The sequence below is a fragment of the Roseibium sp. RP-7 genome (assembly GCF_053005225.1).
On sequence record NZ_JBRKQA010000001.1, the window covers coordinates 1,523,697 to 1,541,526 of the forward strand.

Here is a 17,830-nt window from a genome sequence, read left to right on the forward strand (position 1 = left end):
GCCAGACCGGAAGCGGATCAGGAGATCTTCATGACTGGCCTAAACGGCACGGCGCCTTATCAGTCCCGGCGCACCTTTGCGATCATTTCACACCCGGATGCCGGTAAGACGACCCTGACCGAAAAGCTGCTGCTTTCAGGCGGCGCGATCCGGGCGGCGGGCCAAGTGCGCGCCCGCGGCGAACGCCGCCGTGCAAGGTCCGACTGGATGAAGATCGAGCAGGAACGCGGCATTTCCGTCTCGTCTTCCGTCATGACGTTCGAGCGCAAGGGCATCGTCTACAATCTGCTCGATACTCCGGGTCACGAGGACTTCTCCGAAGATACCTATCGCACGCTGACTGCGGTCGATGCGGCCATCATGGTGATCGACGCTGCAAAGGGTATCGAAACACAGACCCGCAAGCTGTTCGAAGTCTGCCGCCTGCGCGACATCCCGATCATCACCTTCGTCAACAAGATCGACCGTGAAGGCCGGCATGCGCTGGAGATTCTGGACGAGGTACAGGAGGCACTGGCTCTCGACGTCTCTCCGCAGACATGGCCCGTCGGGATGGGCTCGGACTTCTTCGGTGTCTATGACTGGCAGAAGAAGAAATTCCACACGTCCGACGGCGAGCGCGGTGGTGCCTTTACCCAGACCAAGGACGTTTCCGGTCTTGATGACGAGGTCCTGACCGGCACCGTGTTCGACCGGATCATGGATGAACTGACCGAGAACGTCGAACTGGGCGCCGAAGGCTACGCCGAATTCGACAAGGAAAGCTTCCAGGAAGGGCACCTGACGCCGGTTTTCTTCGGCTCGGCGCTGCGCGACTACGGCATCGAGGAAGTGCTCGATTTCATCGCCGACTTCGCCCCGCCGCCGCATTCGCAGCCGGCGACCGGCGGGCGCACAATCATGCCGCAGGAAGACAAGGTCACCGGCTTCGTCTTCAAGGTTCAGGCAAACATGGACCCCAAGCACCGCGACCGCATTGCCTTCGTGCGCCTGTGCTCCGGCACCTTCAAGCGCGGCATGAAGCTGAAGCACGTTCGCGCCGACAAGCAGATTGCCGTCTCCGCACCGATCTTCTTCTTTGCCGAGGAACGGGAAATCGCTGACCTTGCCTATCCGGGCGACGTCATCGGTGTTCCCAACCATGGCCAGTTGCGTGTTGGCGACACCCTGACCGAGGGCGAGAACATCCACGTCACCGGCCTGCCGGCCTTCGCACCGGAAATCCTGCGCCGCGTACGCCTGTCCGACACCATGCGCGTCAAACAGATGCGCCAGGGCCTTCAGGACCTGGCCGAAGAAGGTCTGGTGCAGATCTTCAAACCGGATCTCGGCTCCAACTGGATCGTCGGCGTGGTCGGCGCATTGCAGCTTGATGTCGTGGTGGATCGGCTGAAGGCGGAGTATGGCACTGAAATCGGCTTCGAAGCCGTGCCCTATACCACGGCCCGCTGGATCGAAACAGACAGCCAGACCCTGCAGAAGATGCTGGAAGGCCACCGCATGTCGATCGCCAACGACCGTGACGACAAGCCGGTGTTCCTGTTCAAGAACGCCTGGGAGATCGGTCACGTAACCGAAAAATTCCCGGACGTGAAATTCCGCGAAACGCGCGAGATCGTCTACGAGGCGTAACCGGAAAATCCGGCTCCAGCCTTTTTCCTTCCACTGAGCCTCAGTGTCATTGAGCTGGGGCGACCTCAGGGGCTGAGAGGAATGAGCATGGGCGCCGGACCACCTGGTTGGCCTCAGCCTTCATCCGGCGCTTTGCCGCGCCCCACGAACCGTGCGCTGTCCACGGGGGGGCTATGTTATCTCGCTTGGGTTTTTCACAAGAAACGATTTCGAGTTTCAGAAGTTGGCTCGTGACTAATGCGTATTCATGAAAGTTGTTTTGAGGATAATTTATTGTAATTTTTAACGGTGATTGTCTTTCAGGTCGAGTATTTGTGAAATATTTGGCTAAGTATTGATTTTAAATAATATTTCTTGTGTTGATAGAGCTGAAAGGCTTCTCTAGGATACTTGCAGCTGCCGGAATATAGGTATTCCAGCTGGAATGCAGCTAAGAGAGCGAATAAGCAAGTGCGATACGAGCCTGTCGGGCATGGTTCGCCGCCGCTTCAAAAGGCCAAGGGCGAAGCGCAAGCGGTAGAAATCCGCCGTCTGTCCAAGCCGTTCTGGATAACCGTGATCATCAGCGCGGTGAGCCTGATGGCGTTTGTGTCGTTCCTTTCCTGGACCCTTGACCGCAATTCCATCCGATCTTCAGAACATATTTTCACGGCCATGCTTGGCGATCGCTCCGATCATCTGGCGGACATCACGCTTGAGTACGGCTATTGGAACGACGCGGTCGAAAACCTTGTCGAATCCTTTGACATGACCTGGATGCGGGAAACCTTTGTCGACTACATGCAGGAAGAACTGCAGATCGACGGGATCCACCTGCTGGATGGCAACAACCAGCCCAAGGTTCATGTGGTGGAAGGCAAGGTCGCCAATACGGACTTGCGGGTTCGCTATGGGCCTTCGATGAGCGTTCTGATTGCCGATGCCCGAAATACGCCGCAGGATGAGGCGCCGGTTCCGGCAACAGGTCTGGTTGGCAACCTTGAGACGCTTTACCTCGCCAGCGCTGTTTTGCTGACGTCCTACACGGAGGACAGCGACACCAGTACCGATCATGTGCTGGTCTTCGCACGGCCTATCAATGCCTCAGTCCTGGCGGATATGGCGGAGAAATATCACTTGCCCGGTCTTGGGTTGGCGCAAATACCCCCGGCCTTCTGGCAGGCTGGATACGACATTGAGACCGTGGACAGGCGGCACCTCGGGTTTTTCGTTTGGAACCCGGAACTGGCCGGATTTCGGATGTTGCCTCTTCTGGCCCTTGGGGTGCTGGTGGTTTATCTCGGCATGTACTTGTCAGCGCGCATGTTCTTCCACCGTGCAACAGATACGGTCCGGGCGCTTGCGGAAGCCAAACACCAGGCGGACAAGGTCAAGGAACTGCTGGCCAATCAGGTCAGGAGCGACCCTCTGACGGGGCTGGGCAACAGGCGATTGCTGGATGAAAAGCTGGCGCTCCTGCAAGACGTCAAGCCGTTGGCGGACGGTCACGCGCTGCTCTATGTCGACCTTGATCGGTTCAAGGAAATAAACGACACCTACGGCCATGAAACAGGGGATCTGGTGCTTTTGCATGTCGCGGAAGCTTTGACCGGCCTTGTCAATGCGGACGACACGGTGGTCCGGCTGGGCGGGGATGAGTTCGTCATTGTGTTCGGCAGGGCACGGCGCGAGCGGGTGCTTTCGGCAAGCCGGGCGATCGTGGAACAGCTCAGCCGGCCGGTGAACCTGGACGGTGCCACCTATACCTTCGGAGCCAGTGTCGGCGTCGCTTTTTCGCACAAGCCTTCGGAACTGCTTCGCCAGGCGGATGTTGCACTTTATTCGGCGAAACGGCGGGGCAGGGCACAGGTCGCGGTTTATTCTTCCGACCTGCTGGATTTCCGGCATGTCCCCATTCAGTCGGCAGCTCAGCCGGGCTGATAGCAAAAGACCGGCCAGAAGGCCGGTCTTGAACGTCAGGAGGCTTTCGCTGGCGGCAATTCGATGTCGATGCCGAGCGTGGTGACGTCACCGGTCCTGTCCATTTCGAGACGGACGGAGTCCGGGTCGATCGCAACGCGCTTTGCCACGACGGCCAGGATGTCTTCCCGCAGACTTGAGATCAGGACCGCGTCGGAGCCGTCGTCGGCCCGTTCGTGCGCCAGCAGAATTTGCAGCCGGTTCTTGGCAACAGAGGCACTTTCACCTCTTTTGCCAAAGAGGCTCAGGATGTTCATGCGGCCCTCCCCTTGAAGAACTTGCCGAACAGGCCCTTCTTTTCCTCAGGGATGGTGACCGGGATATTTTCACCCAGCAGACGGCGCACGGCCTCGGTATAGGCCTTTGCGGCAGGCGAATTTTCGTCCGACAGCGTGATCGGCAGACCGACGTTCGACGCTTTCAGCACGTCCTTGCTTTCCGGCACGACGCCGATGAGCGGCACGGAGAGAATGTCGACGACATCGTCGGTTGCCAGCATGTCACCGGTCTTGGCACGCTCGGTGTCGTAACGGGTGATCATCAGGTGCTTCGGCATCCGGCCGCCGTCTTCGGCAATCTTGGTCTTCGCGTCGAGCAGGCCGATGATCCGATCGCAGTCGCGTACGGACGACACTTCCGGGTTGGACACGATGATGGCCTCATCCGCATGGCGCATGGCCAGCGTCGCGCCGCGTTCGATGCCCGCAGGGCTGTCGCAGATCACCCAGTCGAAATACATCCGCAATTCGCTGATGACGCTGGCAACGCCCTCTTCGGTCAATGCGTCTTTGTCCCGGGTCTGGGAGGCCGGCAGCAGGTAGAGGTTGTTCAGCTTCTTGTCGCGCACCAGCGCCTGTTTGATCGAAGCTTCGCCGCGCACCACGTTGACGAGGTCGAACACGACCCGCCGTTCCGCACCCATGATCAGGTCGAGGTTGCGCAACCCGACGTCGAAGTCGATGGCGCAGACCTGGTAGCCTTCTTTGGCAAGCGCCGAGGCGATAGCTGCGGTGGTGGTGGTTTTGCCCACGCCGCCCTTGCCTGACGTGACCACAACGACAGTAGCGTTGCTCATGGTGTTCGTCCTGTTTTTGTTGTCAGTCCGGCGGCCTTTTGCAGCCGGCCCTGTGGTTAGTTCAGCTCTTCAAAGACGAGGGTCTCGTTTTCGAAGCGGATCTGCGCAGGTGCGTTGCGCAGGGCGCCATCGAAATCGTCCGCGACCTTGTAGAGCCCGTTGATGGAAACCAGCTCCGCATCCAGCTTGGAACAGAAGATACGGGCGCTGTCTTTCCCTGCGACACCGGCCAATGCACGTCCGCGCAGGGCGCCGTAAACGTGTATCGAGCCACCGGCGATTATTTCGGCGCCGGAACTCACGGAGCCGATGACAGTGACGTCGCCTTCCGGATGCAGGATGCTCTGGCCCGAGCGCACCGGTTCGGTAATCACGATGGAAGATCCGCTTGCGATGCTGGCCGGCGAGGTTTCCCACGCTTCCGGTTCGACATCGCTGTCACCGTTTGCCTTGCTCTCCTTGGCTTTGGGCTCAGCGGCTGTCTTCTTGGACTTTGCAGTTGTGTTCCTGGTCGAGCCATCTGCGTCCTTGGCGCCCGGCTTTTCGGTTTCAGAACCGTTTCCAGCCACGGCCGAAGCGTTCGCAGGGGGCGGGACATCCACATCGGACGCCAGACGGCCACCGGAAAAGCTCGGCGGCATGCCGGCTTTCAGACGTGTTCCGGCGACACCGTCAATTCCCATCACCCGGATCGAGCGTTCGGCAAGTTCAGCAAGAAGCTGTTCCAGCTCTTCAATCGGAATCTTGGTTCCACGAACGTCCAGAATGATGGGCCGGTCGATGAAAAATCCCGGCGAGCGTTCGATGATCCGGTCGATTTCACGGAACCAGTCCGCGAAGGGCGGCTCCGGGCTCAGAACGATGGCAATGAAGGATTTTCCCTTGAACTTCATCAAAGAGTCCGGCGGCACAATTGGTCAGGTTGATTTGGTCGGATAAACCTATCATTAACCGAACCGGACAATCGGGCAGGCGACCGTTTTCCACCGATATCAATTTTCATCAGATATTTCAGATAATTGGCTCTTCCACCTAGTGCGCTGGTCAATTGCAATGGGACCCTCTTGCCAAAAATACCAAGAGAACCGCCAAGAATCGCAGCATTGGGTTGCTGCCCGCCTGCTTTGCCGGCGCATTGGTTAACTCAATTCCCGTAAAGAACTGGATTTTTGCCATATTGCAGTGCAAAATGTAGGTTCTGGTGTTTGGGGCGCAGAGCGTCTTGGGGAAAAGAATGAGTAACTTCAGTGATATGATGACATATCTCGGTCTCGATACGAGTGAGGCTGCGATGGTGCTCAATGTATCTGAAGATGAAATTCTTCGCTGGTGCAATACGAGCGAGGCTCCTCCTATCCATATCTGGCAGGGCCTTGTGCGCATGCTCGACGAAATCCGCCTGTCGGCCGAGGAAGCCGCCAAATCGGCCGATCTCGATCATCTGGATGCAACGGACCTCAACCGGATCAACCTGATGGTGCCTGGCGGAACCACGTCGGATCTTGCAGGCCCGAAGCGGGCCGCAACTGCGCTCGCGGTCGCGACACTGGCACGGGTCTTCGTTTGATCTGAACCGAGCCTTCGGTTCGGTTCGCGCCTGCTCAGGCAGGTGCGGTGAGCTGCATCCCGATCTTTTCGGCCAGTGCTTCCGCATCCACCGGCTTGGGCAGCTTCGAAAAACGTTCCGGAAATCTGTCTGAAAACTGGTCGTCCTGTGGCAGATGCCCCGACACGGCAACGACCCGGCAATCGGGGTGCGTATCGAGAGCTTTCGCCACAAGGTCCCAGCCCGAGTGACCATTGTCGAGCTGCAAGTCCGTCACCACGATCGAATAGGGCATGTCGCGGCCAATCCTGACCTTGGCATCCTCAAAACAATGCTCTGTCGTCACCTTGTAGCCGAACCTTGTCATGAGGTCCGATATTGCAGCTGCCGACCTCCGGTCATCATCAACCACAAGTGCGTGCCCGATCCCGTTCCCGGCCACGGTCTCGACAGAATGGGAGGTTTGTCCACCAGGCTGCTGGGGAAAGGTCAACGTTACGCAGGTTCCGTGCCCCGGCTGCGATGCAATGTGGATGGTGCCGCCTGACTGGTGCGCGAACCCGTGCACCATGGACAGCCCTAGGCCCGTGCCTTCGCCGTTCGCGCGGGCGCTGAAGAAAGGCTCTGCGGCCTGGCGCAACGTATCTGCATCCATACCGCAGCCATCATCCTTCACCGATAGCGAGATCGTCCCGTCTGTCTGCCGCGTCACGGCAATTTCGATATGTCCTTCGTCTTCGATGGCCTGACCTGCATTGACGCACAGGTTCAAGATGGCGCTTTCCAGCTGGCCGGGGTCGATCCGCGCATGCATCGGGCCTTCGTCGCACCTGATCGTCAGCGTTACGGTTTCGGGCAGGGCCATCGACAACAGGTCTTCCATGCCTTCCGCAATCACGGCGATATCGGTTTCGATGGGGGCGAGGTGTTGTTTGCGGGCGAAGGCCAGAAGCCTCTCGATCAGCGAAACACCGAGTTCGACGGCGTCATTGATCCTTGCTTTCAGCACGGAGGCCTTGGGGCTAAGCTCGCCCTCCAGCATGTGAAGATTTCCGGAGATCGTGGACAGAATGTTGCCGAAGTCATGGGCAACTTCGCCTGTCACCTTGCCGAGGCTTTCCACTCGCCGGATTTCTTCCAGCCGTTCGTCGATCCTTTTGCGTTCCGTCGTTTCGGAAAACAGCCAAACCGAGCCGCCGTCGGGCAATGCCGACTGGCGCACTTCCAGCACGCGGCCGGTGGTGTCGGCGTATTCGCCAAATCCGGCTCGGTCGTTTTCATTGGCGCGGCGCTCGAACGGCGACTTTTCCAGAAGTTCCGGCAAAGTCATGCGTTTGCCGCGGCCAGCCCTTTCAAGGCGCAATAATTCCCGGACACGATCATTTTCGGCCAGGATCTGCCCGGTTGGCGACAGGACCGCGACACCGTCGCTTATGTTCTGGAAAACGGTGATGAAAAGCTCGTTTCGACGCCAGACTTCCCTGGTTTTCCGTTCCAGGCGCAGGGCGTTGGACCGGAACTTGCGGAAGGCTTCGGACAACTGCCCGATTTCGTCCGACGAGCTTGCCTTCTTGGGGAGCCGAGCCTTCAGGTCTCCAGCCGCCAGCCGCCGCATGACTGCGGTGATCTGGTGCAGGTTGCGAACCACGTATCGCGAGACAAACAGGGCGGAGCCGATGGCAACAATCAGGCTGATGCCGGTCAGGACAAGAATGACGGCCTTTGCAAAGGTAATGCTGGTCGTTGTCTTGTCGCGTGAATCGCGAAGCCGCAGCTTTGTGTCCGTCACCTTCTGAAGGGCGTAGGCGTTCACCTGCGCGAGCTCCGTGCGAATGCGGAAGAGCGCGTTTTCGGCATCGAGTTTGGCGGCGAGGCTGGCATAACGCAGCGAGAACAGGTCGCCCCGCCGCATCACGGCGTCATCGACCTCGGCCAAGGCTGTGCGCACGGCGGCAGGGGCATTGGAAGCAATGTCCTGACGGATACGCCGGAAGTTGCTTTGTTGCTCGCCGACCTTGATCAGCTCCTGACTGCGCAACGCACCGATGGCCGCCATGACCAGTTGCTGCAGGGCTGACCAGTCCTGACGGTCCTCAGGCGATTGGTCCCGAGATTGTGCGAGCCTTCGGAAACGTTTTTGAAGGCGCTCCAGATCCTGATCGATCAGTGCGAGTTCTGCAGCGTTCCTGCCTTGCGGAACCATTGCGCGGGCCAGATCGGTGATCGCGACCCGGATGCGGGCAAGAGGCCTGATGAGGTCGGGGTCACCACCACCCAATGTCTCGATGTGATCAAGCGTTGCGAGAATTCGTTCGGCCTCGCTTTCCAGCTGGAAGCTGGGGCTGAGTGTCATCAGAAAGGGCGCGGAGGCGGCCAGTTTCGAAGCGTTGCCGGAAAGCTCCAGGGCGTCGGAAACGTCGCTCAAGGTCTGGTCGTGAAATGTGCCGAGCTGCTCTTCGGCGCTGTTGAGAGTGATGAGGGCAATGGCCCCGACAACCATGACCACGACAAGAAGCAGGCCGATGGAGGAAAGCAGCAGCGAGCGGATGCTGGGCTGGCGGAGCCGGGGCGTGCTCATGGTCCGTCCGCCTGCAGGACGAAGATGTATCCCTGTGCGCGGCGGGTCTGCAGATGAACGGGCTTGGACGGGACATTCTCGATCTTGCGGCGCAGCCTCAGGATCAGGACATCGATGGTCCGGTCCACATAGCGCTGCATGTCGCTGCCGATCTCGCGCATCAGGTCCGTACGGGGAATGATCCGGTCCGGGTTCTTCACGAAATATTCCAGGAGGACATATTCCGCATTGGTCAGCGGAATCTCGTCGCCGTTACCGTCAAGCAGTTCCCTGCGTTTCAGGTTCACCCTCTTGTCGCCGAAGATGATCTCCTGATCCTTGCCGGCTTTCGCAGCTGAAACGCCATGCCCGTAGCGTCGCAGAACCGCGCGGATGCGGGCGACGAGTTCGCGCGGATTGAACGGCTTCATCAGGTAGTCGTCAGCGCCTGTCTCAAGGCCGATGATCTTGTCGATCTCGTCGCCCACACCGGTCAGCATGACGATTGGAAGCTCGCTGGTTTCGCGAATGTGAATGGCAAGGGTCAGACCGGATTCGCCCTTGAGGCGCAGGTCAATCAGCGCGAGGTCGAAATCCTGGGGACTGCCAGCCGCCTTGAAGCCGTCGCTGTCCTGAAACGCAACCGGTTCGAACCCGCTTGCCTCCATGAGAGCAGACAGGGTTTCGCGCACATCCGCGTCATCATCGATGATGGCAATCACCGGTCTTGTCGCGCTTGCATCCATGCCGTCGCTCTCTTGCACCTTCATGAGCTGTCTAACACAAGGACCAGGTTGCGAGACCAGAATCTCGTTACAATTGTTTCACCCGCCCATGGGTGGTTGTAACACTGTTAACAAAATAGGGCTGTCCAACAGCTTCTGTTAACACTTCGCCGCTCGTTTTCCCTCGCCACATCCCGCTAGGCTGAAGTCGATCTTTCAAGAGCCTTGCGGTGCGATGCGCTGTGAGGCGCGAGTGATCTGTAATGGGAGGAAAATATGAGAAATATGCTGGCCCGGCTCGGTTCCGTGGCTTTTGTGACCGGTTTTGCCCTTTCGTCCGCTTACGCAGCTGAATGCGCGAACCAGGGTGCACTTGATAGCATCTATTGCGATGCCAACGGCGATCTTGTCGCCGATGCCCCGTCCGATCCGGCCAAACTGAGCAACCCGGACACGCTCGTCTTCGCCTACACTCCGGTTGAAGATCCGGCCGTTTACGCCGACATCTGGGCACCTTTCATCGAGCATCTGGAAACCGTTACCGGCAAGGACGTGCAGTTCTTCGCCGTGCAGTCGAATTCGGCTGAAGTGGAAGCCATGCGGTCCGGCCGTCTGCATATCGCGGGCTTCTCGACCGGCCCGACGCCTTTTGCCGTCAATCTCGCCGGTGCCGTGCCGTTTGCGATCATGGGCAGCGAAGACGGTCAGTTCGGCTACCGCCTTCAGATCTACACCCAGGCCGACAGCGATATCAAAACGCCTGCCGATATGAAGGGCAAGCGCATCGCACACACGTCTCCGACGTCCAACTCGGGCAACCAGGCGCCGCGTGCCCTGTTCCCGGACCTCGGTGTCGTGCCGGATCAGGACTATGAAGTCATCTATTCCGGATCCCATGACCAGTCGATGCTGGGTGTCGTTGCCGGCGACTATGACGCCGCACCGGTCGCCTCCGAAGTTGTTGACCGCATGGCGGAACGTGGCCTTTACGATCCGGAGGAAGTGCGCATTGTCTGGGAAAGCGATCCGTTCCCGACAACCTCCTTCAACTATGCCCACGACCTGGACCCGGCCCTCGTTGAAAAAATCAAGGAAGCGTTCTTCAGCTTCGACTTCAAGGGTAACAAACTGGGTGAGGAATTCGAGGGCGTAAGCAAGTTCGTCCCCATCACCTACAAGGATCAGTGGGCTGTCATCCGGCAGATCCAGGCCAGCAACGGTGTTGAATACACGCCGCAAGGTCTTGCCAAGTAAGATAACTGGCTTTGACGGCCCGCCGTGAGTTGAACTCCGGCGGGCCGGTTCAATCGAGGTAAAACATGTTAAAGATAACAAGCCTTGTGAAACGATACGGGGCCGGGGATCCTGTGCTCAAAGACCTGGACCTCGAGGTTCCCGGTGAAGAGGTCGTCTCCGTGATCGGCTCTTCGGGGGCAGGCAAGAGTACACTGCTTCGCTGCATCAACCGGCTGGTCGAGCCGACCTCCGGCAAGATCTTCCTGAATGGCACCGATTTCACCAGCCTGGGCAAGCGCGAGCTGCGCGTCGGCCGCCGCCGCATCGGCATGGTGTTCCAGAGCTTCAATCTGGTTGACCGCCTGACCGTCATGGAAAATGTCCAGAGCGGGCGCCTCGGTTACATCTCGACCTGGGCAGCGCTTTCGAGACGTTACCCCAAGGAAGACATCCGCAGGGCCTATGAGCTTATGGAGCGGGTCGGGATCGCCCATTACGCCAACAAGCGTGCGGACGAACTTTCAGGCGGCGAACGCCAGCGTGTCGGCGTTATCCGGGCGCTGATGCAGCAACCTGAAATCCTTCTGGCCGACGAACCGACAGCCTCTCTCGACCCGAAGACCTCGGAACAGATCATGACGCTGCTGCGGGACCTCGCACGCGAACTGAAGCTTCCGGTGATCATCAACATTCACAACGTCAATGAAGCCAAGGAATTCAGCGACCGTATCGTCGGTATGCGCTATGGGCGGATCATTTTCGACGATCTGCCGGATGCCCTGACGAAGGACGCGATGCACGAGATCTATGCCGGTGTTCCTCACGAAGACCGGCAGATGGAAGGCGCTGCGGCATGAGTACGGCGAGGGATACCTGGCGCAAGCAGCCCTTCATCGCCAACCCGCTATTGCGCTACGGCCTTTATGTCGCAATAGCAGTCTACATCGTGACCACCTTTGCGACGCTGCCGATCGACTGGGACCGCATGATGCAAGGCTTGAGCCGTGCAGGGCGGATCTTCGGCGGGGCCTTCCCGCCCAGCTTCCAGCGCAGCGAGTTGCTCATCGACGGGTTTATGGAAAGCCTGAAGATCGCGATCCTTGCAACTGTCGGCGGCATCCTGCTGTCGATCCCGATCGCTTTCATGGCGGCCAGGAATATCGCACCGCTCCCGATCTATTATTTTGGCCGGGCGGTCATCATCATCGCACGCAGCTTCCATCCGGTAATTGTCGCCATCATCTTCGTGAAAGCGGTTGGTTTCGGTCCCTTCGCGGGTGTCCTGACGCTGATCGTCTACTCCATCGGCTTTGTTGCCAAGCTGCTGGCGGAAAAGATCGAGGAAATCGATCCGGGGCCCGTCGAAGCCATGAAGGCAGCGGGCGCACCGTTCCTGTCCACACTGGTTTACGCGGTGTTCCCGCAGATCATGCAGCGCCAGATCGGACTCGGCATCTATCAGCTCGACAGTAACCTGAGAGCCTCGGCGGTCGTCGGTATCGTTGGCGCAGGTGGCATCGGCGCCACCCTGGCGAATGCCTTCGGGCGCTACGACTACGACTTCGCCCTGGCCATCACCATGGTCATCGTGGGTGCCATCCTGATTTCCGAAGCCGTCAGCGGTGCAATCAGAAAGCGGATCGCATAATGGAACAGGTACAGCTCCAAGACTGGGCGCGTTACACGCCGGCCCAACGGTTTCAGCGCTACGGCTACTTTGCCCTGACCGCACTCGTCGTTGCCTGGGCCCTCGGCAGCGTCAACATAATCTGGGCGTGGGTGTGGGACGCGCCGACCCAGATGGGCGATCTTTTCAGCCGCATGGTGCCTCCAGACCCGACCCACCTCGACCAGATTCTGAGTGCGTTGTGGGAGACGGTAAACCTTGCCACAATCGCCACGGCAATGGCGGTCGTGCTGGCTCTGCCGGTGGCCTATATCGCCGCGCAGAACACCACGCCGAACGCACTGACGCTCTGGCTCGGCCGGTTCATCCTGGTCTCGTCGCGTTCGGTGAACACGATCATCTGGGCCCTGTTGTTCGTGGCAATCTTCGGCCCGGGTGTGGTTGCCGGCATCGTTGCAATCATGTTCCGTTCCATCGGCTTCCTGGGCAAACTTCTGGGCGAAGCCATCGAGGAAATCGATCCTAAACCGGTCGAGGCGCTGAAGGCGTGCGGCGCAAGCCATTTCAAGGTGGTGCTCTATGCCATCGTCCCCCAGGTCATGCCGACCTTCTTTGCGGTGACTATCCTGCGCTGGGACATCAACCTGCGGGAATCCACGGTTCTCGGGCTGGTCGGGGCAGGGGGCATCGGTGTGATCCTGCAAGGGGCCATCGATACCTTCAACTGGCAGGAAGTCTCCATGGTGCTCCTGGCCATCATCGCCCTGGTGGTGGTGGGTGAGGTCGTATCGTCCTACCTGCGGCGCAAGATCCTCTGAAAAGAGCCGGAACCGGTTGCCAGGATTGAAAAGCCGTTCTGGCGAACTGAAAAAGATGGCGCGGCAGCGGGAAACCTCTGCCGCGCCATTTGCTTTGTGGAAACTCTTCGTCATTTGGTTCGAAACCCGTCTGAAACGAAGCGGCCTTTCTTGAACTTTTCTTCGTTTCAGTGATGATCGAAGCAAGACATTGCCACCAACCGCTGATTTGCCATCACCGCTCGGCTGACGAAACAAGACGTCACGTCCGGAACCAGCCCAGCAACCGTCCGGTTTCTGCGGGCGGCCATCACACCATTAAGGCCCGGCCTATGACTGAATCGCTCAAGGGACTTGCCGCCGCGCTTCTCGCATTTGCCCTGTTTTCCACGCATGACGCCATCATCAAGGAACTCGGTGGCAGCTATCCGGTCTTTCAGATCATCTTCTTCACGATGCTTTTTGCCTTCGTGCCGATGTCGATGATGATGCTGGCGGACAAGGCAGTCGACAATTTCCGTCCAAGACACCCCTGGCTGGTGCTGTCGCGGGCAGGCCTGGCCATTATCGCCATGTCCTGCGGGTTCTACGCCTTCACGGCGCTGCCGCTGGCCGAGGTCTATGCATTGCTGTTTGCCATGCCGCTTCTGATCACCGCCTTGTCCGTACCGCTGCTTGGTGAGACCGTGCGGGCGCAGCGCTGGGCTGCCGTGATCGTCGGTCTGATCGGCGTTCTAATCGTTTTACGTCCCGGCGTGACGGAGTTGACCCTCGGCCATGCAGCTGCCCTGACAGCGGCCTTCGCCAATTCGCTTTCCACCATTCTGGTGCGTAAACTCGGCGGCAAGGAACGTCCGGCCGTCCTGATCCTCTACCCGATGATCCTGTCCATGATGGCCATGTCGATGACGCTGCCGGTCTTCTATGTGCCGGTGGAGCTTCTCGACCTCGGACTTATGGCGGCGATCGGCTTTCTCTCGGTCATTGCCCAGTTCCTGACGATCTCCGCCTACAAGGCTGCGCCGGCCGCGGTCGTGGCACCACTGCAATACAGCCAGATCCTCTGGGCAAGCCTGTTCGGCATGCTGTTCTTTTCCGAAACACCGGATTTCTACGTCGGCTTCGGCTCTGCAGTCATCATTGCCTCGGGTATCTTCGTCGTGTGGCGTGAGAGCCGGGAGAATGTCTCTGTACAGACCCCGGTCCTGAAAACCGCCAACCCGCGTTTCGATACGGGCCCGCAGCCGAAGTAGGGGGCGAGGGAGACTGGCTCCCAACTGGCGGCTATCCGGACTTCCCACAATACGACAGCCTCATCCTGAGGAAGCGCGTGAGCGCTGTCTCGAAGGATGGGCCGCTTGCTCCTGAGTATGCCGTCCATCCTTCGAGACGCGCAGAAATGCGCTCCTCAGGATGAGGCCGGGAGGGAGGCGGGGGAAGGAAACCGGGTCACCACAGCAGTTGGCTAAGCAACCGGCCTCAGGCCAAACATTCCTCAGTCCAGCCGTTTCTTGAAGCGGAAAGCGGCGACGATCATTCCCAGAACGAAGAACCCGCACATCCAGAGCACGTCGCGGTGCAGCTCAAGCAGCCCGGCGTCCCGCAGGACGAACCCTCTGATCATGCGCATGAAATGGGTCGCCGGAAACGCCTCGGCAATATACTGCGCGATCACCGGCATGCCTTCGTAGGGAAACATGAAACCGGACAGCAGGATGGACGGCAGCAGCACGAACACCGTCATCTGGGTTGCCTGCAACTGGCTCTGGGCAATGGTCGACAGTACCAGGCCCAGTGACAGACTGGCTCCGATGAAGAGCAATGTGCCGACAAAGAGATCGAATATCTTGTCGCCGAAAGGCACGTTGAACAGCAGGTGTCCGAGCCCGAGGATGATCGCCGTCTGCAATAGGCCGATGAAGATGTAGGGGATGATCTTGCCGATCATCAGCTCGATCGGCCGCACCGGTGTGTTGATCAGCATTTCCATGTTGCCGCGCTCGCGTTCGCGCACGATTGCCGCCGATGTGAACATGATCATGGTCATGGTCAGGATGATGCCGACCAGGCCGGGCACGATGTTGATGGCGGTACGCTGTTCCGGGTTGAAGAACAGGGCCACCTCGAAGGTCGGCGTCGACCGGTTCGGGGCCTGACGGTTCAATTCTGCCAGCGGCATGTTGCGCAGCGATTTGATGGCGCCTGCAATCATGGTGTCGGAGCCGTCGACGATCCACTGGGCAACAGGGCGGCTGGTTTCCTCGTCGGTGGAAGGCGGCGTGCCCAGGTTGGCGGCGGGCGAGCGGGCGACCCTCTGGGAGAGGTCGTCCGGCAGAATGAAGGCGGCGCGCACGCGCGCGGCCTTGATCGCGGTTTCCGCTTCCTCGATGCTGGTCAGGCGTTCGGTCACCTTTACGACACGGGTCGCTTCCACCATCTGGATCAGGATCCGGCTCAGCCCGGTCTGGCTGTGATCGACGACAGCAACGGGAATATCACGAATGTTGGTGTTGATGGCGTAGCCGAACAGGATCAGCTGGATCAACGGGATCATGATGACCATGCCGAAGGTCATCCGATCCCGGCGCAACTGGCTGAGTTCCTTGAAGAAGATGGCCGATATCCGTGAAAGCGGTCTGATCATTGTCGGCCTTCTCCCGTTGCCGTCACGAAGACATCTTCCAGGTTCGGGCGCACCTTTTCGATCAACGTGGCACCGTTGGTCTCGTCCTTGTTTTTCAGGAAAGCTTCGGGATCGGCAATGTCGTCCCGCACCAGAACGCGCAGGCGTGCGCCCAGCTGAGCCGCGGTGATGATGCCTTCGGTTCCCAGCAGCCGGCGGCGGATTTCGCGCAGGTTCGGCCCTTCGATTTCCACGACATTGGCACCCATTGCCGCCATCAGGTCCTTCGGTGCCCCGTCAGCACGTTTCTGGCCTGCTTCCATGATTGCAATCTTGTGGCAGCGTTCCGCCTCGTCCATGAAATGCGTGGTCACGACAATGGAGGTTCCGCCATCGACCAGGTCGAACAGCTGTTCCCAGAAATGTCGGCGCGACTCCGGATCCACGGCCGAGGTCGGTTCGTCCAGAAACAATAGCTGCGGTTCGTGCAGAACGGCGGTTGCCAGCGCCAGGCGCTGGCGTTGCCCGCCGGACATCTTGCCTGCGAACCGGTCACCCAGCTCGCTCAATTCATATCGCTCCATGACCTCGGCAATGCGCTGCTTCTTCCGCCTCGATGGCAGGCCGTAGATCGTTGCCATGAAGTTGAGGTTCTCCAGAACCGTCAGATCGCCGTAGAGCGAAAAGGCCTGGGTCATGTAGCCGATCTTGTATTTCAGGGTCTCGGCATCCTTGGGGACGGAAAGCCCCAGCACTTGAACGGTGCCTTCGGTCGGTGTGAGAAGGCCCGTCAGCATGCGCATGGCCGTGGTCTTGCCGCAGCCGTTGGGGCCGAGAAAGCCATAGATCATGCCACGCTCGATGGTCAGATCCAGTCCGTCGACCGCCCGGAACCCCTTGAAGCTTTTCACCAGGCCCTCGGCCCGGATCACGATGTCGCCGTCGTTTGAACTCACGGCAGAACAACCTGGGCCGGAACGCCGTTTGGCAGGTCGTTGGCGCTGTCGGGCAACTGCACTTCGGCGACATACATCAACCGGGCGCGCTCGGATTGATTGAGCGCGTAATAGGGCGTGAAGGAAGCTTCGGAGCTGATCCAGCGCACAGTGCCTTCGATCGGCTTGTCGAGGCCGTCAATTCGCACCTCCAGCTTGTCGCCCTGCTTGACCTTCACCCGGTGCGGTTCGGGAACATAGACGCGGGCATAGGGTGCATCGCCGGCCAGCATCACAACGACCGGACTACCGACCGTCACCCGTTCTCCAAGGTTCCAGGGAAGGTTGTCGAGCGTGCCATCACGCGAGGCGGTGATGGTCAGATCGGACAGGATCTTTTCCTGGGTGGCGAGGCTTGCCTGGGCGGCTTCCAGTTCGGCCTTGGCTATGTCGAGGTCTTCCGGTCTTGTGCCGGCGACAAGCTCCTTCAGTTGTTCCTGCGCACTTTTCAGGGTCGCGTCGGCTGCATCGCGCGCAGCCTTGGCACTGTCGAGCTGTGCCTGGCTTGTGGTGCCGCGTCCGGTCAGGTCGTCGTAGCGCCCGAACGAAGCCTGTGCATCTTCCAGCTCCGCTTTCGCACCCGCTACGGCCGCGCGAGCCTTGGCAATCTCCTCGTCGCGAGCGCCGTTTTCAAGCTTCACGAGATTGGCCTTGGCCTTCTGCACCTCTGCCTTCGCCTGGGCGACGATGGCCTGCTGTTCGGCCGGGTCCAATTGAGCCAGCACGGTGCCCTTCTTGACGAAGGTTCCTTGTGGCACAGGCAACTCGACCAGAACCTCATTTGCTGTTGCGGTCAGTGCGACCCTGTCTCGCTCGAGGTTTCCAAGGGCAACATTCCCGTCTTCACCGTAACAACCGGCAGCAAACAGGCACACGGTGGCTGCGAGGACACTGCGCAGACGGGGTGTAGACATGAATTCCTCCCTATGGATCAAGGGTATGCGGCAAGAAGGGTATCACCTTGCCGCCACCATAGCCTGCTTCGCGGGCCTGTGCCATGGCTGGTTGAGGCCGGTTCGGATCTGCCGTCTTCGGGGCAACACCGGGCATCAACACCG

At 59.4% G+C, this 17,830-nt stretch carries 16 protein-coding genes; 8 read left to right on the forward strand and 8 right to left on the reverse strand.

Annotation, left to right across the window (positions count from 1 at the left end; all coding sequences use genetic code 11):
- Window positions 1-30 precede the first annotated feature (30 nt).
- Both ACVDG9_RS06910 and ACVDG9_RS06915 read left to right on the forward strand, forming a co-directional pair.
- A complete protein-coding gene (locus ACVDG9_RS06910) occupies window positions 31-1,632 on the forward strand; it encodes a peptide chain release factor 3 (protein WP_447237603.1) in 1,602 nt (533 codons plus the stop codon).
- Between the two features lie 450 nt (window positions 1,633-2,082).
- The gene (locus ACVDG9_RS06915; RefSeq protein WP_447237604.1) at window positions 2,083-3,552 is read left to right on the forward strand and encodes a diguanylate cyclase domain-containing protein; all 1,470 of its coding nucleotides are present in this window, start codon (window positions 2,083-2,085) and stop codon (window positions 3,550-3,552) included.
- Window positions 3,553-3,587: 35 nt separating this feature from the next.
- Here ACVDG9_RS06915 and minE read toward each other — a convergent pair whose 3' ends face one another.
- From minE to minC, 3 genes are read right to left on the reverse strand one after another with little or no spacing between them, the layout of a single operon-like run.
- Window positions 3,588-3,848, reverse strand: coding sequence for a cell division topological specificity factor MinE (gene minE, locus ACVDG9_RS06920; RefSeq protein ID WP_023000012.1), 261 nt, complete (start codon window positions 3,846-3,848; stop codon window positions 3,588-3,590).
- On the reverse strand, window positions 3,845-4,666 hold the full coding sequence (gene minD / locus ACVDG9_RS06925) for a septum site-determining protein MinD (RefSeq protein WP_006939389.1): 822 nt from the start codon (window positions 4,664-4,666) through the stop codon (window positions 3,845-3,847). The genes minE and minD overlap by 4 nt, the downstream gene beginning before the upstream one ends.
- Window positions 4,667-4,722: 56 nt before the next feature.
- Window positions 4,723-5,559, reverse strand: a complete 837-nt coding sequence (gene minC, locus ACVDG9_RS06930) for a septum site-determining protein MinC (protein ID WP_447237605.1) — start codon at window positions 5,557-5,559, stop codon at window positions 4,723-4,725.
- A 341-nt stretch (window positions 5,560-5,900) separates the two neighbouring features.
- Between minC and ACVDG9_RS06935 the strand changes: the two genes are divergently transcribed.
- Entirely contained in the window at window positions 5,901-6,233 is a 333-nt protein-coding gene (locus tag ACVDG9_RS06935; protein ID WP_139314017.1) for a hypothetical protein, read from the forward strand.
- A 34-nt stretch (window positions 6,234-6,267) separates the two neighbouring features.
- Here ACVDG9_RS06935 and ACVDG9_RS06940 read toward each other — a convergent pair whose 3' ends face one another.
- Together ACVDG9_RS06940 and ACVDG9_RS06945 are read right to left on the reverse strand one after the other, a co-directional pair.
- Window positions 6,268-8,790: an ATP-binding protein gene (locus tag ACVDG9_RS06940; protein ID WP_447237606.1), complete on the reverse strand. Its 2,523-nt coding sequence runs from the start codon at window positions 8,788-8,790 to the stop codon at window positions 6,268-6,270.
- Entirely contained in the window at window positions 8,787-9,539 is a 753-nt protein-coding gene (locus ACVDG9_RS06945; RefSeq protein ID WP_023000016.1) for a response regulator, read from the reverse strand. The genes ACVDG9_RS06940 and ACVDG9_RS06945 overlap by 4 nt, the downstream gene beginning before the upstream one ends.
- 240 nt (window positions 9,540-9,779) lie before the next feature.
- Here ACVDG9_RS06945 and phnD point away from each other — a divergent pair, with 240 nt between their 5' ends.
- From phnD to ACVDG9_RS06970, 5 genes are all read left to right on the forward strand, one after another.
- Window positions 9,780-10,748: a phosphate/phosphite/phosphonate ABC transporter substrate-binding protein gene (gene phnD, locus ACVDG9_RS06950; protein WP_023000017.1), complete on the forward strand. Its 969-nt coding sequence runs from the start codon at window positions 9,780-9,782 to the stop codon at window positions 10,746-10,748.
- 65 nt (window positions 10,749-10,813) lie between these two features.
- Window positions 10,814-11,587, forward strand: a complete 774-nt coding sequence (gene phnC, locus ACVDG9_RS06955; RefSeq protein ID WP_006939395.1) for a phosphonate ABC transporter ATP-binding protein — start codon at window positions 10,814-10,816, stop codon at window positions 11,585-11,587.
- The gene (gene phnE, locus ACVDG9_RS06960; protein ID WP_023000018.1) at window positions 11,584-12,378 is read left to right on the forward strand and encodes a phosphonate ABC transporter, permease protein PhnE; all 795 of its coding nucleotides are present in this window, start codon (window positions 11,584-11,586) and stop codon (window positions 12,376-12,378) included. The genes phnC and phnE (ACVDG9_RS06960) overlap by 4 nt, the downstream gene beginning before the upstream one ends.
- Window positions 12,378-13,175, forward strand: a complete 798-nt coding sequence (gene phnE / locus ACVDG9_RS06965; RefSeq protein ID WP_023000019.1) for a phosphonate ABC transporter, permease protein PhnE — start codon at window positions 12,378-12,380, stop codon at window positions 13,173-13,175. The genes phnE (ACVDG9_RS06960) and phnE (ACVDG9_RS06965) overlap by 1 nt, the downstream gene beginning before the upstream one ends.
- A 311-nt stretch (window positions 13,176-13,486) precedes the next feature.
- The gene (locus ACVDG9_RS06970; protein WP_447237607.1) at window positions 13,487-14,407 is read left to right on the forward strand and encodes a DMT family transporter; all 921 of its coding nucleotides are present in this window, start codon (window positions 13,487-13,489) and stop codon (window positions 14,405-14,407) included.
- A 242-nt stretch (window positions 14,408-14,649) separates the two neighbouring features.
- Here the strand turns inward: ACVDG9_RS06970 and ACVDG9_RS06975 are convergent, their stop codons facing one another.
- From ACVDG9_RS06975 to ACVDG9_RS06985, 3 genes are read right to left on the reverse strand one after another with little or no spacing between them, the layout of a single operon-like run.
- Window positions 14,650-15,798, reverse strand: a complete 1,149-nt coding sequence (locus ACVDG9_RS06975) for an ABC transporter permease (RefSeq protein ID WP_447237608.1) — start codon at window positions 15,796-15,798, stop codon at window positions 14,650-14,652.
- A complete protein-coding gene (locus ACVDG9_RS06980; protein WP_447237609.1) occupies window positions 15,795-16,733 on the reverse strand; it encodes an ABC transporter ATP-binding protein in 939 nt (312 codons plus the stop codon). The genes ACVDG9_RS06975 and ACVDG9_RS06980 overlap by 4 nt, the downstream gene beginning before the upstream one ends.
- Window positions 16,730-17,686, reverse strand: coding sequence for an HlyD family secretion protein (locus ACVDG9_RS06985; RefSeq protein WP_023000023.1), 957 nt, complete (start codon window positions 17,684-17,686; stop codon window positions 16,730-16,732). Before ACVDG9_RS06985 ends, ACVDG9_RS06980 begins: the two co-directional genes overlap by 4 nt.
- Window positions 17,687-17,830 lie beyond the last annotated feature (144 nt).

What these genes read in the sequence shown, in the direction of transcription:
- minD (WP_006939389.1), bottom strand. Translation starts at nt 4,666, where the DNA reads ATGAGCAACGCTACTGTCGTTGTGGTCACGTCAGGCAAGGGCGGCGTG.
- ACVDG9_RS06935 (WP_139314017.1), top strand. Translation starts at nt 5,901, where the DNA reads ATGAGTAACTTCAGTGATATGATGACATATCTCGGTCTCGATACGAGT.
- ACVDG9_RS06975 (WP_447237608.1), bottom strand. Translation starts at nt 15,798, where the DNA reads ATGATCAGACCGCTTTCACGGATATCGGCCATCTTCTTCAAGGAACTC.
- minE (WP_023000012.1), bottom strand. Translation starts at nt 3,848, where the DNA reads ATGAACATCCTGAGCCTCTTTGGCAAAAGAGGTGAAAGTGCCTCTGTT.
- phnE (WP_023000019.1), top strand. Translation starts at nt 12,378, where the DNA reads ATGGAACAGGTACAGCTCCAAGACTGGGCGCGTTACACGCCGGCCCAA.
- ACVDG9_RS06910 (WP_447237603.1), top strand. Translation starts at nt 31, where the DNA reads ATGACTGGCCTAAACGGCACGGCGCCTTATCAGTCCCGGCGCACCTTT.
- ACVDG9_RS06985 (WP_023000023.1), bottom strand. Translation starts at nt 17,686, where the DNA reads ATGTCTACACCCCGTCTGCGCAGTGTCCTCGCAGCCACCGTGTGCCTG.
- phnD (WP_023000017.1), top strand. Translation starts at nt 9,780, where the DNA reads ATGCTGGCCCGGCTCGGTTCCGTGGCTTTTGTGACCGGTTTTGCCCTT.
- phnC (WP_006939395.1), top strand. Translation starts at nt 10,814, where the DNA reads ATGTTAAAGATAACAAGCCTTGTGAAACGATACGGGGCCGGGGATCCT.
- ACVDG9_RS06945 (WP_023000016.1), bottom strand. Translation starts at nt 9,539, where the DNA reads ATGAAGGTGCAAGAGAGCGACGGCATGGATGCAAGCGCGACAAGACCG.
- minC (WP_447237605.1), bottom strand. Translation starts at nt 5,559, where the DNA reads ATGAAGTTCAAGGGAAAATCCTTCATTGCCATCGTTCTGAGCCCGGAG.
- ACVDG9_RS06940 (WP_447237606.1), bottom strand. Translation starts at nt 8,790, where the DNA reads ATGAGCACGCCCCGGCTCCGCCAGCCCAGCATCCGCTCGCTGCTGCTT.
- ACVDG9_RS06970 (WP_447237607.1), top strand. Translation starts at nt 13,487, where the DNA reads ATGACTGAATCGCTCAAGGGACTTGCCGCCGCGCTTCTCGCATTTGCC.
- phnE (WP_023000018.1), top strand. Translation starts at nt 11,584, where the DNA reads ATGAGTACGGCGAGGGATACCTGGCGCAAGCAGCCCTTCATCGCCAAC.